At 60.6% G+C, this 13911-nt stretch carries 11 protein-coding genes; 6 read left to right on the forward strand and 5 right to left on the reverse strand.

The features are described from left to right. Positions 1–100 precede the first annotated feature (100 nt). Positions 101–925 (reverse strand): bifunctional allantoicase/(S)-ureidoglycine aminohydrolase, encoded by an 825-nt coding sequence (locus JZX89_RS20680; RefSeq protein ID WP_207135223.1) that lies wholly within the window; start codon positions 923–925, stop codon positions 101–103. A 285-nt stretch (positions 926–1210) separates the two neighbouring features. Beyond that, a complete protein-coding gene (locus JZX89_RS20685; protein WP_207135224.1) occupies positions 1211–2257 on the reverse strand; it encodes a class I SAM-dependent methyltransferase in 1047 nt (348 codons plus the stop codon). A 316-nt stretch (positions 2258–2573) separates the two neighbouring features. Here JZX89_RS20685 and JZX89_RS20690 point away from each other — a divergent pair, with 316 nt between their 5' ends. Continuing rightward, a complete protein-coding gene (locus JZX89_RS20690) occupies positions 2574–4568 on the forward strand; it encodes a putative bifunctional diguanylate cyclase/phosphodiesterase (RefSeq protein ID WP_207135225.1) in 1995 nt (664 codons plus the stop codon). Positions 4569–4586: 18 nt separating this feature from the next. On the opposite strand, the gene JZX89_RS20695 is transcribed toward JZX89_RS20690, so the two are convergent. The 3 genes from JZX89_RS20695 to JZX89_RS20705 all read right to left on the reverse strand — a co-directional run bounded on the left by JZX89_RS20695 (position 4587) and on the right by JZX89_RS20705 (position 8894). After that, a complete protein-coding gene (locus tag JZX89_RS20695) occupies positions 4587–5663 on the reverse strand; it encodes an Ldh family oxidoreductase (protein WP_207135226.1) in 1077 nt (358 codons plus the stop codon). 91 nt (positions 5664–5754) lie between these two features. After that, the gene (locus JZX89_RS20700; protein ID WP_207135227.1) at positions 5755–8517 is read right to left on the reverse strand and encodes a DNA translocase FtsK; all 2763 of its coding nucleotides are present in this window, start codon (positions 8515–8517) and stop codon (positions 5755–5757) included. A 95-nt stretch (positions 8518–8612) separates the two neighbouring features. Then, positions 8613–8894 (reverse strand): hypothetical protein, encoded by a 282-nt coding sequence (locus JZX89_RS20705; RefSeq protein WP_207135228.1) that lies wholly within the window; start codon positions 8892–8894, stop codon positions 8613–8615. Here JZX89_RS20705 and JZX89_RS20710 point away from each other — a divergent pair. Genes JZX89_RS20710 through JZX89_RS20730 form a run of 5 tightly spaced genes read left to right on the forward strand, consistent with a single transcriptional unit; the run spans position 8893 to position 13908 of the window. After that, a complete protein-coding gene (locus tag JZX89_RS20710) occupies positions 8893–10500 on the forward strand; it encodes an ABC transporter substrate-binding protein (RefSeq protein WP_207135229.1) in 1608 nt (535 codons plus the stop codon). The two genes, JZX89_RS20705 and JZX89_RS20710, sit on opposite strands and share 2 nt — an antisense overlap. A 9-nt stretch (positions 10501–10509) precedes the next feature. After that, on the forward strand, positions 10510–11499 hold the full coding sequence (locus JZX89_RS20715) for an ABC transporter permease (protein ID WP_207135230.1): 990 nt from the start codon (positions 10510–10512) through the stop codon (positions 11497–11499). Next, complete coding sequence (locus tag JZX89_RS20720; protein WP_207135231.1) at positions 11496–12326, forward strand: ABC transporter permease; 831 nt, start codon at positions 11496–11498, stop codon at positions 12324–12326. Before JZX89_RS20715 ends, JZX89_RS20720 begins: the two co-directional genes overlap by 4 nt. After that, positions 12323–13126: an ABC transporter ATP-binding protein gene (locus JZX89_RS20725; protein WP_207135232.1), complete on the forward strand. Its 804-nt coding sequence runs from the start codon at positions 12323–12325 to the stop codon at positions 13124–13126. The genes JZX89_RS20720 and JZX89_RS20725 overlap by 4 nt, the downstream gene beginning before the upstream one ends. After that, positions 13123–13908, forward strand: coding sequence for an ABC transporter ATP-binding protein (locus JZX89_RS20730; protein WP_207135233.1), 786 nt, complete (start codon positions 13123–13125; stop codon positions 13906–13908). The genes JZX89_RS20725 and JZX89_RS20730 overlap by 4 nt, the downstream gene beginning before the upstream one ends. Positions 13909–13911: the final 3 nt, after the last annotated feature.

Raw genomic sequence — 13911 nt, forward strand, 5'->3', positions numbered from 1 at the left:
ATATCGGGATTTATTAGGGATATTCGATTTAACGCAAGCATTTATCGCGCAACCCGCCGGATTGCGCGATAATTCACGGATTTCGCCGCCGGAATGCCCTTTACCAGAGCTTCACGTGACGGTTCACATCCTTGTAGAGCAGGTAACGGAACCGGCCGGGGCCGCCCGCATAACAGGCCTGCGGGCAATAGGCGCGCAGCCACATGAAGTCACCGGCCTCAACTTCCACCCAGTCCTCGTTCAGCCGGTAGACCGCCTTGCCCTCCAGCACGTAAAGACCATGTTCCATCACATGCGTTTCCATGAAGGGAATGGTCGCACCCGGCTGGAAGGTGACGATGTTGAGGTGCATGTCGTAACGCACGTCTTCGGGATCGATGAAGCGGGTCGTCGCCCATTTGCCTTCGGTATCGGGCATGGCCGACATGGCGATCTGGTCTTCATGCGAAAAGATCGCCGGCGGGGCTTCCAGCCCGTCAACCGCCTGAAACACCTTGCGAACCCAATGGAACTTGACCGGCGCCTTGCCGGAGTTCTGGACCTGCCAGCGCGCACCGGCCGGCAGGTAGGCAAACGAGCCCTCCCGCAGCGCATGCTGCGCGCCTTCGAACGTCACGGTCATTTCGCCTTCGACAACGAAGATCGCCGCCTGCGCCCGCTCATCCGGCTCCGGCCGCTCACTGCCGCCACCCGGCTGCACTTCGACGATATATTGCGCGAAAGTCTCGGAAAAACCCGTCATCGGCCGGGCGATGATCCAGGCCCGCGTGCCGGTCCAGTGCGGCAGCACGCTTGTCACGATATCGGACATCACGGTCTTGGGGATGACCGCATAGGCAGTCTTGAAAACAGCCTTGCTCGACAGCAGTTCCGTCTGCCCCGGCAGACCGCCCATATCCGAATAATATCTCTTCATTTCAGCCATTCCATTCTGCAATCCATTCGGCGCGGATTCTTAGGCCTGCGATATGGTTTAATCAAATGGTTATTGGCGAGGGACGGGTGACGAAATGGGGACGACGTCGCCGCGCATTTCTTCTCCCCGGCGGGGAGAAGGTGGCCCGAAGGGTCGGATGTGGGCGCTACGCCAGCGATTGACAGCACCCTTGCCCCCTCATCCCGCTGCCGCGGACTTCTCCCCGGTCGGGGAGAAGAAACAAGTGGCATCCGCTCGCCTCCCACGAAGGAATAACGAGCGCGGCTTTCTATCTCAGCCCTTCTTACGCATCGTCGCATAGACGATATTGTGGTTCTCGCCGAAAAACACCTCCGCCTCGATACTTGCAGGATCGGCGCTGGCATTGACGATCCGCCACATATCCGCCTTCGAGCGCAGCAGCAGCGCCCAGTTCATGAAGGTCTCCATATAGCCGTCGACGACGATATCTTCGGAGAAGTTGGCGAAGAGGAACATGCCGCCGGGCTTCAGCATCTCCATGCAGCGCCGTGTCAGCTTGATCGCCACGCGGTCGTTCAGATAATCATAAAGGCCTGCCGCATAGATCAGATCGAAGCTGCCGAGTTCCTGCGTGCGCAGGACGATATCGCGCACCGAACCGTCAATTGCCTCCACGCCGCGGCCGCCGAAATCGCGGGCGACCGAGCCGACGCTCAAGGGATCCTGATCGAGCGCCACCCAGCGCTTGATCCTGCCCTCTTTAAGCGCCACCGAAGCATCCGCCTCACGCAGGTGGCCGGAGGCAATGGTGAGGATTTCCGTCTCCTCGCCGTGCCGGGCGGCGGCCTCATCAACGAACCGCGTCAGCAGGTCCCGCCGCTCGCGCACGGCAACCGAGGAACTGGCATCCTTTGTGTAATCGTAAAGGGCAGCACCCAGCGGTGAGGCGTTTTTCACCAGCCCGGCAACGCTGTCGTGACCGTAGATGAAATCGAGCAACTGGGCGTCGCCGGAATAGCCCCTCGGCTTTTCGAACGACCACCGGGTGAAGGGATCTTCGAGAAAATGCTCCGATACCGAGTGATTCTGTACCAGCGGGATCAGTTCTGCCCACACGCTGGAGTGGAGTTTATCCCGCAATCCATGCAGCGCACCCGCCGTCCGATGTATTATCTCATGCGCTAAAACACCATTGTCGAATTGCTGCTGTGCCAATTCGAGAATGATGGCGATCTCTGCTTTCGCAACTGCGAACTGCTCATCGAATGTTTCGGTTCTGCGTGCAAAAATCTCTTTTGCGACAGTATCAGGGGTGATCAGACTTGCCCCGTCCAGATTTTTCTTCTTTACCCGCACCACTTCAGCCTCCAGTATTAACACATTGTTAACTATACGTTTCTGGAAGACGGAACGCCACTCGCTTTCAATTTTTGAGCGGTGTAGGGATAGATTTCTACATTAGCGTATTTTTTTGGTCACACTCGTGGGCGGAGGAGAAAGCGGATACGCGATTTAGTGAAACTTAATGTTGCGAACGTATGATGCGTTCTTCCTTTCCCGGTTCTGCACGCATATCGGCAGAGATCGGCAGGAACCCGCACCGGGTGCGTGAGCACACGGAAAAGTGGAATAAGCAGTTACTTAAAAAAGTATACGCAACACTATGGGAAAGTGCATGAGGCACACGTTGGGAGAGGTGAATGGACAGCAAGACTATCGGCGGCCGGACTCCCGGTTTTCTGATGAACTTCTTGCCCTTTACCAGCAGGAAGGTGAGCGCAGCCGCCGTGGCTCGATCAGACAGGGCCTGTGGACGGCCGTTTTCATCTATCTGCTATTTGCCGTCACCGACATTATTCTAATCCCCGACGTCGCGTTTTACGCCATCATCGCCCGCCTGCTCGTGGTCGTCTCATCGCTGCTGACGCTGGAGATCCAGCTGCGCAGGGGCGCCAGCACCGCAGCGCTCGACCTCACCTGCGCCACTGCGCTTGTCATGGGCTATATTGGCTGGCTGCTGCCTTCGCTTTTGACCGACAACCTCGAAAACATGTCCTATTACATGGTTTTCGGGGCGATCTTCATGATGGGCGCCAACCTGTTCTTCACCTTCCGCTTCCACCTGTCGCTCGTGTCATCAGGTATCATTCTCGTCACCTATTTTCTGGCGTTGACGCAGTTTCCCGAAGATGTGTTCTACAAGGTGGCGTTCGGCACCTTCTACATTTCCTGCTTCGTCTTCACCTCCTATGTGAACTGGAACCTGAACCGGGAACGTTATCACGTCTTTCTCAACGCGCTGGAGGCCAAGGCCCAGCAGAAGGCGGCGGATGAGCGCGGCCAGGCGCTGTTGCGGCTTTCGAATACGGATTCGCTCACGGGCCTGCAGAACCGCCGCGCCATCGACCATCAGCTGCGTCTGCTGTGGGAAAATTGGAGCAAGAAGGAGGAGGGTTTTGCTGTTCTCCTCATCGATGTCGACTTCTTCAAGAAATACAATGACCGCTATGGCCACCAGGAAGGCGACAAGTGCCTGGTGACGGTGGGCAATGCGCTGCAGGATGCGATCGCCGGGCATGGCGCTTCCATCGGTCGTTATGGCGGTGAGGAATTCATCGTTCTCGTGCCGTTCAAATCCAGGCAGCAGGTGGGCGAGCTGGCGGAGACGATCCGCCACACCGTCGAAGACCTGTCGCTGGCCCACGACCAGCGCCGCGACGGCACCTTCGTCGTCACCGTCAGCATCGGCGCGTCCTTCACCCGCGCCAATCCGGACGGCAAGCTGGAGAAAATCATCAACGAGGCCGACCGGGCGCTCTATATCGCCAAGGCCAACGGCCGCAATTGCATGAAACTGTTCGACCCGGACGATCCGCAGACCAGCGACGAGACGGAAAACATCGCAGCACTTTTGAAAATCGCCGTGGCGGAAAACCTCGTTTCGCTTGTCTATCAGCCGATCCTCAACGTCTCGACCAATGAAACACCGGGGGCAGAAGCCCTGATGCGGCTTCGCCTGCTCGATGGCAGCGCCGTTTCGCCCGGCATCTTCATTCCGATCGCCGAACGCACCGGCACGATCATGGAACTTGGCCTGTGGACCATCAAGACCGTCTGCAAGCAGATTCTTGCCGATGACCGGGTGGGCGTGGTCAGTGTTAACGTATCCCCCATGCAGCTGAAAAATCCCGGCTTTGCCACGTCGGTTGCAGCGATCCTCGTCGAGGCCGGCATTGCCGGCAACAGGCTCGCCTTCGAGATCACCGAAGGTCTGGATATGGAAATACATTCGGATTTGCTGCGCTGCCTGAACGACCTGAAAACGCTCGGTATCAACATCTGGCTCGATGATTTCGGAACCGGATTTGCCGGCCTTTCCTGGCTGCGCATGACCGATTTCGACACCGTCAAGATCGACCGCTCCTTCCTGCACGACAGCAACACGCCGCGCGGCCGGGCAATGCTGCAGGACATGATCCGCCTCATCCGCAACCGCGGCCACAAGATCCTGATCGAAGGCGTGGAGACGGAAGAACAACTGCGGCTGGTGCGCCAGCTGGAGATCGATTATGCGCAGGGCTATTATCTCGGACGCCCGGTGGTTGCTGAAAGACTTGGCGCGGCGAAAGCCCCCTATCCGCGTCCCAACATGCTGCTGCGCCCCGCCTGACGGAGCGCAGAACCAGCCTTAATGATAAGCGGGCGGGGTGATCGAGAATTTCGACGCCAGTTCTGCAAAGGCCGTGCGGGTAACGGGATCGACGGGTGCACCTTCCCTTTCGCGTCTTGCCGCCACTGCCCATTCCCGGTCGCCCGGCGCCATGACCTTGCAATCTTCGCGTACGGGCGAGCCGCGCAGCACTTCAAGATAACGTTTCATGCCCTCGTCGAACACTTCCCGTTCAAGGAAGGCTTCCGGCTTCAGCGCCAAAACGAAGGCTCCAAGGCCACGCGGTGTGGAAAAATCCGGCCCGCCCATCGGATCTATATCGAAACTGAGCTTCATGCCGCTGAGAACGGCACTGAAAATCTCGACCATGCCAGCCAGCGCCGCGCCCTTGAAGCCGAATGCGCCGCCGAGTGGTGCCAGCATTTCAACGGCATGGGGATTTTGCGTGTCGACGCCGTCACCGTCAGACGCCACACCATCAGGCAATTGCTGTTCAAGGCTGCGATAAAGCAGAACGCGATTATAGGGCACAGCACTGGTGGCCATATCCAGAAGCCACGGCATGTCATCAGCCGCCGGCACACCGACGGCGATGGGATTGGTGCCGTGGAACCGCATCGCGCCATCATGCAGGCGCACGAAACTGTCGGAATTGCAGAAGGCAAGGCCGATATAACCCTGCCGCGCCGCTTCCAGCGCATAGGCGCCGGCCGGACCGAAATGCGAGGAATTGCGGATCGCCACCGCGCCGATACCGAATTTTTCGGCCAGCGCCATGGCATTGTCCATGGCCGCATAGGTGGCGCGCGCGCCATGGGCATGGTCGGCATCGACGGTTTCCACCGCGCCGAAACCGGAGACGCGGCGGATCTGCGGCCGCCGATTGAGACGTCCGCCTTCAAGGGCAGTGATATAGTGGGCAAGCAGGCGCACGCCGTGGCTGTCGACGCCGAGCCTTGTGCCATGCATCATGGCGCGAGTTGCTGCATCGGCCGTCTCATCATCCGTGCCAGCAGCGAGGAAAACACTGCGGCAAAACCGCTCCAGCTCATCCAGCCTTGCGAGAACGGTGACGTTTTCATTGCTGTGCGACATGCGGGGAACCCTCCCGGTACCAGAATCCATGCCGCACAGGCTATTCACGGGGCGCGTTTTTGCAACCGAATATCGCGCCCCTAGTGATCAATCAGTCGTCCGCGCCCATGGCGTCGTAAGGATCGCGCTCGCCGGCGATGATGGCGCGTTTGCCGACATGGTTGGCAGGTCCGACAATGCCTTCCTGCTCCATGCGCTCGACCAGCGAAGCGGCGCGGTTATAACCAACTGACAGACGGCGCTGGATATAGGAGGTCGAGCATTTCTTGTCGCGCATCACCACCTTGACGGCCTTCTCATAGAGATCGTCGCTATCGTCATCGCCCATCGAGGTCTTGTCGAAAACGGCCGTATCTTCTTCCACCTCTTCATCCGCCTCTTCGGCGTCTTCCGTGACGGTACCCAGATATTCCGGACGCCCCTGCGTCTTTAGATGCGCAACGACCTTTTCCACTTCCTCATCCGACACGAACGGGCCGTGGACACGGGCGATGCGGCCGCCGCCCATCATGTGCAGCATGTCGCCCTGACCGAGCAGATGCTCCGCGCCCTGTTCGCCAAGGATCGTGCGGCTGTCGATCTTCGAGGTCACCTGGAAGGAGATGCGGGTCGGGAAATTGGCCTTGATGGTGCCGGTGATGACATCGACAGACGGACGCTGCGTTGCCATGATGAGGTGGATACCGGCGGCACGGGCCATCTGCGCCAGACGCTGCACGGCGCCTTCAATCTCCTTGCCGGCGACCATCATCAGATCAGCCATTTCGTCGATGATGACGACGATATAGGGCATGGCCGTGAGGTCCATTTCCTCCTGCTCGTAGACAGCCTCGCCCGTGGCGCGGTCGAAGCCGGTCTGCACGTTGCAGAGCACCGTCTCACCCTTGGTGCGGGCGGCAGCGGCCCTTGCATTATAACCGTCAATATTGCGCACGCCGAGACGCGACATCTTGCGATAACGGTCTTCCATTTCGCGCACGGCCCATTTCAGCGCCATGACCGCTTTTTTCGGATCGGTGACCACAGGCGTCAGGAGATGCGGAATGCCGTCATACACCGACAGTTCAAGCATCTTCGGATCGACCATGATCAGGCGGCATTCTTCCGGCTTCATACGGTAGAGCAGCGACAGGATCATGGTGTTGATGGCGACCGACTTGCCCGAGCCGGTGGTGCCGGCGACCAGCAGGTGCGGCATCTTCGCCAGTTCGGCGATGACGGGTTCGCCGCCGATGGTCTTGCCGAGGCAAAGCGCGAGCTTCTGGCGGGTCTCGGCGTAGTCAGTCGCTTCGATCAGTTCACGCAGATAGACAGTTTCGCGCACCGGGTTCGGCAGTTCGATGCCGATGACATTGCGGCCGGGCACGACGGCGACACGGGCGGACAGCGCCGACATGGAGCGGGCAATATCGTCCGACAGACCGATGACGCGCGAAGACTTCACGCCGGGGGCGGGTTCGAACTCGTAAAGCGTCACAACCGGGCCGGGGCGGACATCGATGATCTCGCCCTTGATGCCGAAATCCTCAAGCACGCTTTCGAGAAGCCCGGCGCTCTGTTCCAGCGCTTCGGGCGTCATGGTCGTGGTCTGCTGGACGCGGGCCTGCTGCAAAAGATCGATTGAGGGATATTGATATTCTCCCTCGGCAAAGACCGGCGCTTCGCGGAACATCGGCTGCGAAGCCTGAATAGGTGCGCGCGGTGTGAAACGCGGCTCCGCCGCTACTCGTGCTGCCGGCTGACTTTCAATCGGCTGGGCCTGCTCGATCGGCCGCTGCGGTTCGACGAAGACGGATGCCTCCGCAACCAGCTGCGGCGCGATTTCCTGTTCTGCCGCCAGCGTGGCGACCGGAACGACAGCCTGACGCACGCCGATTTCCCGGTAAAGCCGGATAGCGGAGCCGCCCGGCACGGTGACGACCGGAGGCTCGGCTGAAAGCACGACGGCAGCGACCGTCGACGCGGAAACGGCGGGCATGGACGCCGTCAAAGCCGGGTTCGTCAGAGCCGGGTTTGCCAGAGCGGAATTTGCAAGGGCCGGATCGGCAAAATTGGCGCGCAGATAGGTGGGAATGGCTTCGACCGCTGTCCCCGGAAGATCAAGCGTCATAACTTCCCAGAACAGCTCATCCGGCAGGTGCGCGGCAAAGGCGGGAACGGACGCAGCCGGCATGGCGGCCTGCGCCACAGCAACTGGCTGCGGCTGAACGGAGGCAAATACCCGCTGTACCGGCACTTCCACGATAGGCGTGGCCGTTACAGCCTGGAGCGGCGCCAGTGTTGCGGCAGCGGCTTCTTCCGCCTGTTTGCGGGCAAGCTCCAGACGCAATTTATAGGTCAGCGCCCTGGCACCGCGCGCATCGGGCGGCTGCGGCAGGAACGGCATGCGCTGTGGCGGCAGGCGCTGCTCCGCCGGTTTTACGACCGGCTGGGAGAGGACAGCAGCATCCTCATATGCGACAGCCTGCTGCGCCGTCGGCTCCGGCTCCACCGGTTCCGGCGGAGCGACTGCAACGACTTCCTCTTCGAGAATATGGATTTCTTCCGGAATATTCGGCGTCTCGACCGGCATGCGCCGGCTAAAGGCGCTTTCCGGCGTGCGGGTAAAGCGCACATTGGGGCCAAGCACAAAAGCATTCTGCCAGCCGGGCATTTCGGCACGGCCTTCAATGGCGTCGGCTGCGCTGATATCGGCATTTGGCCGGGGCGCGGCACTTGCCTTCATCGCCGTCTGCTGCCCGGCAACCGCCTTGCCGCCGGCATGACGGGCGTTTTCGCTCCCCTCCCCGGCATTATTGGACGAATTCTGGAATCTGGATCGGGAGAAGCTCATGGCAGCGTGCACACTCATCATAAACGTACATATTTCGGTCTCCCTGAAATAGAAAATAAAGGTTAATTACCCCTTTCCAAACGGGGCCTCGGCGACAGATTTCACGTCACCCACAGTCACGTTTCAGTATGCGCCCGCAGCAAAAATGAAGAACAACATTTTGTTTTTGTTTTATTAAATCGATTTCCTATGGACTGGACACCTTCTGCGGCAACCGGAGAAAACGAGATTGGCGTGGGTGAGGCATATTGTTTCTTCAAACTCGTCCGCAACGTAAAATCATTGCTGTAAAGGGCGCGAATTAACGTGGACACTGCCGAGGTTGCAGTCTTAAGATCGGCGTGCCGCGGGCCAAGCGGAAAGGCCCGTCTCGCCCTCATTTCCGGAGTGAAATTCATGTCGCCTGTCCAGCTTTCCCGCCGCTCGCTTCTCAAGACCTCGCTTGCTCTTGCCGCAACCACGGGATTGGCCGGAATTGCCGCAGCGCAGGAGAAATCCGCAGGGCGGCTGATCGTCGCGGCCGATTCGGAGCCGAAAAACCTCAATCCGGCCATCGTCGCCTCCAATGGCGTGTTTTATATCGCCAGCAAGATCGTCGAGCCGCTGGCGGAAGCCTCTTTTGATGGCAAGGACGGGCTGGAGCCGCGGCTTGCAACCGAATGGCAGGGATCGGATGATGGCTTGAGCGCCACCTTCAAGCTGCGCGAAGGCGTGACATGGCATGACGGCAAGCCCTTCACCTCGGCGGACGTGGCCTTTTCGGCGCTTTCCGTCTGGAAACCGTTGCAGAACCTCGGCCGGCTGGTCTTTGCCAATCTCGAAAAGGTGGAAACGCCTGACGACCACACGGCCGTCTTCCGTTTCTCAAAGCCCACGCCGTTCCAGCTCATCCGCAATGCACTGCCTGTCGTCACCAGCGTCGTGCCGAAACATCTCTATGAAGGCACCGATATCGCCACCAATCCGGCCAATACCAAACCGGTCGGTACCGGGCCATTCGTTTTTGCCGAATACAAACCCGGCGAATATTACCGCCTGACCCGCAACCCGAATTACTGGGACAAAGACCAGCCGCAGCTCGAGGAAATCATCTATCGCGTCTTGCCCGACCGTGCGGGAGCAGCCTCGGCGCTGGAAGCGGAAGAAATCCAGCTGGCCGCCTTCTCCGCCGTGCCGCTGGCCGATCTTGCCCGCATCGCCAAGGTGCCGGGCATCAAAGTGATCGCCGATGGTTACGAGGCGCTGACCTATCAGCTCGTGGTGGAAATCAACCACCGCCGCAAGGAACTGGCCGACCTCAAGGTCAGAAAGGCCATCGCCCATGCCATCGACAAGAAATTCGTCATCGACAAGGTGTTCCTCGGTTACGCCACGGCATCCACCGGCCCGGTGCCGAAGAACGCCCCGCAATTTTACACCGACGACGTCGAGACCTATGATTTCGACGTGGCCAAGGCCAATGCCCTGCTGGACGAGGCGGGTTATGCCCGCGGACCCGACGGAAAGCGTTTTGCGCTAAAACTTCTTCCTGCGCCCTATTTCAACGAAACCAAACAATTCGGCTCTTATGTTCGTCAGGCGCTTCAGGAAATCGGCATCGATGCCGAGCTGGTCAATAATGATGCCGCCGCACACCAGAAGGCGGTCTATACCGACCACGCCTTCGATCTGGCCGTTGCTCCCCCGGTGTTCCGTGGCGATCCCGCAATCTCCACCACCATTCTCGTGCGATCCGGCATTCCCGCTGGCGTCGGCTTCTCCAATCAGGGCGGCTATGAGAACAAGGCGCTCGATGCGCTGATCGACAAGGCGGCGGAAACCGTGGATACGACTGCACGGACAGCACTTTACAAGGATTTCCAGAAACAGGTTACAGCCGATCTGCCGCTCATCAACGTCGCCGAATGGGGTTTCATCACGGTGGCGCGCGACACCGTCAAACATGTCGCCAGCAATCCGCGCTGGGCGGTTTCCAACTGGGCGGATACCGCGGTCGATAGCTGAGGCCGCGCCGTGAAACGTGCGGCGACATTGCTGCGGCGAAGGGCGATCAGCGCCATTCCGGTGCTGCTGATCGTTCTCATCTTCACCTTCGTCCTGCTTGAAAATGCCTCCGGTGATGCGGTGGATGCCTATCTCGTTTCCATTGGCGGCGGCGATGCCGGGCTGCGGGATGCGCTGCGCGAGCAATATGGTCTCAACGGCTCGATGCTCGCCCGTTTCTGGCTCTATGCAAGCTCGGTGCTGCGGCTTGATCTCGGCTGGTCGCTTGCCTTTGACCGGCCGGTGCTGGGGTTGATCCTCGAGCGGCTGCCGAACACGCTTTTGTTGATGGGCAGCGCCACCGCACTCGCCTTCATCACCGGCACCGCGCTCGGCATCATCGCCGGCGCACGTCCCGGCGGACTGACCGACCGGGTGCTTTCAACGCTTTCGCTCACGCTTTACGCCACGCCCGGTTTCTGGCTCGGCCTCGTTCTCGCCATCGTCTTTGCCGTGCAGCTGCGATGGCTGCCGACGTCGGGCATCGAAACCATCGCCTCGGGCAAACAGGGATTTGCACGGGCGCTGGATATTGCCCGCCATCTCGTGCTGCCCGTCGCCAGCCTCGGCCTCATCTATCTGGCGCTGTTCCTGCGCGTCATGCGCACCGCCATGGCGGCGGTCTGGCCGCTGGATTTCGTACTGTTTGCCGAGTCCAAAGGGCTTTCCAGACGGCGTATCGTGCTGCGCCATGTCGCCCGCAACGCGGCGCTGCCGCTCATCACCGTACTTGGCCTGCAGGCCGCAACCATGCTGGGCGGCAGCGTGGTGATTGAAAGCGTCTTTGCCATTCCGGGTTTCGGCCGGCTGGCGCAGGAGGCCGTCAGCGGCCGCGATACGCCGCTTCTGATGGGTATCATCCTCACCAGCGCCGTCTTCGTCATCCTCGTCAATCTTGCCGTCGACATTCTCTATTCCATTCTCGATCCGCGCATCGGCAGCGGGGAGAATGCAGCATGAGCTTCGTTCTCCGGCTCCTGCGCAGCTTCGAAGGCGTGACGGGTACCGTCATCCTGACGTTGCTGGCGGTAATTGCGCTCTCCGCTCCCCTCCTGTTCCCCGGCGATCCGCTGGCGATCGTCGGCGAGCCGCTAATAGCGCCCTTTACGGATGCCGCCCTGCCGCTCGGCACCGACCGGCTGGGCCGCAATGTGCTGGCCGAACTTGCCCATGGCGCGCAGGCCTCCCTGCTCGTCGGCATGGGTGCCGCCGCCGCAGCACTTGTTTTCGGCACCGTCATCGGCACGATTGCCGGTTTTGCCGGCGGCCTCGTGGATGAGGCGCTGATGCGCGTCACCGATGCCTTTCAGATCGTGCCGAATTTCCTGCTGGCGCTTGCCTTCGTCAGCACCATCGGCCCCTCGATGCCCATCGTGATTCTAGCCATTGCACTCGGCGCTTGGGCGGATCCGGCGCGGTTGATGCGGGCGCAGGTGTTGAGCATCCGCGAGCGGGACTATGTGCAATCTGCCCGCGCCATCGGCATGCATCCGCTGGAAATCGCCTTCCGGCAAATATTGCCCAATGCCCTGCCGCCGGTTCTGGCGCTCGCCGCCATCATCGTTGCCGCCGCCATCCTCACCGAGGCGGCGCTGTCCTTCCTCGGGCTTGGCGATCCCAATATCGTCACCTGGGGCTCGATGATCGCGGAAGGACGCAACGTGCTCCGCTCAGCCGCGTTCCTGTCCGTCATCCCCGGCATCGGCCTGCTGGTCACGGTGCTCGGTGTCTATCTTCTTGCGGAAGGTATCAACAAGGCGATGGCGACAGGGAGGCAGGCGCCATGAGCGGCAATGCGCTTTGCCGGATAGACGATCTCAGCGTCCGTTATGCCGCAGCCGATGCACCGGCGCTGCGCAAGGTTTCCCTGACGATAAGGCAGGGGCAGCGGCTGGCGATCATCGGCGAAAGCGGCTCGGGAAAATCCACGCTCGGCAAGGCAATCGCCGGGCTTCTGCCGCAGACGGCAAAGGTCTCGGGCGATATATCCTGGAGCCGCGACAGCGGCCTGTTCAGCAGCAAGCCGCTGCCGGGGCGCGATATCGGCACAATCTTTCAGGACACCGGCGCGACGCTGAACCCGGTCCTGACCATCGGCGAACAGGTGGCGGAAGGCGCGGTGCGGCATCTCGGCATCTCATGGAAGGCGGCGCGCGAACTTGCCCGCGATCTTCTGGAAAAAGTGCGGCTGCCGCATCCCTCCCATCTGCTCACCGCCTATCCGCACCAGCTTTCCGGCGGGCAACGACAACGTGTGGCGATTGCCGCCGCCATTGCAGCGCGTCCTTCGATCCTGATTGCCGACGAGGCGACGAGCGCGCTCGACACGGTAACCCAGGCGGCCATCGCCACCCTTCTGGATGATCTCGTGCGCGAGGAAGAAAGAACGCTTGTATTCATCACCCATGATATCGGTCTTGCCTCCAGCCTTGCCGACGACATCGCGGTTATAAGCGCCGGTGAACTGGTGGAACACGGCCCGGCCCGGCGGGTGCTTTCCACGCCCGCCCATGCCTATACCCGAGCGCTGCTTGCCGATTACCTCGATCTTACCACCCCGCCGCTCGTCAGCGAGGCCGTGCCATGAATGACACCCTTCTGAGCGTGGACGGCATTTCCAAGACCTACCGCACCGGCGCAAGAACGGTGACGGCACTCTCCGATATCTCGTTTTCGCTCAAGCGCGGCGAGACGCTGGGGCTTGCCGGCCCTTCCGGCTGCGGGAAATCGACGCTGGCGCGCATCCTCATGCGGCTGATCCCCGCCGACGAAGGCACTGTTCGTTTCGAAAACCGCAACTGGCTCGCGCTTGGCGGCAGCGCATTGCGCGCCGCCCGGCAACAGATGCAGATGGTGTTTCAGGATACGCATGGCGCCTTCAACCCACGCGCCACCGTCGAAGATGCCATACGCGAGCCGCTGCGCATTCACCGCGTCGTTCAAAGACGCGACCGCCCGGCGGAAATCCACCGTCTTCTCGACCGTGTCGGCCTGCCCGCCGCCTATGCCGGTCGCTCCGTCTTCGAACTTTCGGGCGGACAGAGGCAGCGTGTGGCGATTGCCAGAGCCATTGCGCTCAAACCGTCGCTTCTCATTCTGGACGAAGCGGTCTCGGCGCTTGACGTTTCGGTTCGCCGGCAGATTCTCGAACTTTTGGTGGAAATACAGCGGGAAACGGCGATTTCCTGTATTTTCGTGTCCCACGATCTCGCCGTCATCCGCGCCGTCTGCCACCGTGTCGCGATCATGGAGGCGGGTCAGATCGTCGAAATCGGCGGAACCGGAGCGATCATTTCCGCGCCGCAATCCTCGACCGCCAGAGGCCTGATCGCCGCTGCCCCGCGGCTCACCACCACCATGCAAGGATAAAAC

Source organism: Agrobacterium burrii, from assembly GCF_017313405.1.
Classification (GTDB): domain Bacteria; phylum Pseudomonadota; class Alphaproteobacteria; order Rhizobiales; family Rhizobiaceae; genus Agrobacterium; species Agrobacterium burrii.

Excerpts from the sequence above, each read along its gene's own strand:
- JZX89_RS20680 (WP_207135223.1), bottom strand. The coding sequence starts at position 925 with ATGGCTGAAATGAAGAGATATTATTCGGATATGGGCGGTCTGCCGGGG.
- JZX89_RS20690 (WP_207135225.1), top strand. The coding sequence starts at position 2,574 with ATGAGGCACACGTTGGGAGAGGTGAATGGACAGCAAGACTATCGGCGG.
- JZX89_RS20695 (WP_207135226.1), bottom strand. The coding sequence starts at position 5,663 with ATGTCGCACAGCAATGAAAACGTCACCGTTCTCGCAAGGCTGGATGAG.
- JZX89_RS20700 (WP_207135227.1), bottom strand. The coding sequence starts at position 8,517 with ATGATGAGTGTGCACGCTGCCATGAGCTTCTCCCGATCCAGATTCCAG.
- JZX89_RS20710 (WP_207135229.1), top strand. The coding sequence starts at position 8,893 with ATGTCGCCTGTCCAGCTTTCCCGCCGCTCGCTTCTCAAGACCTCGCTT.
- JZX89_RS20705 (WP_207135228.1), bottom strand. The coding sequence starts at position 8,894 with ATGAATTTCACTCCGGAAATGAGGGCGAGACGGGCCTTTCCGCTTGGC.
- JZX89_RS20720 (WP_207135231.1), top strand. The coding sequence starts at position 11,496 with ATGAGCTTCGTTCTCCGGCTCCTGCGCAGCTTCGAAGGCGTGACGGGT.
- JZX89_RS20725 (WP_207135232.1), top strand. The coding sequence starts at position 12,323 with ATGAGCGGCAATGCGCTTTGCCGGATAGACGATCTCAGCGTCCGTTAT.
- JZX89_RS20730 (WP_207135233.1), top strand. The coding sequence starts at position 13,123 with ATGAATGACACCCTTCTGAGCGTGGACGGCATTTCCAAGACCTACCGC.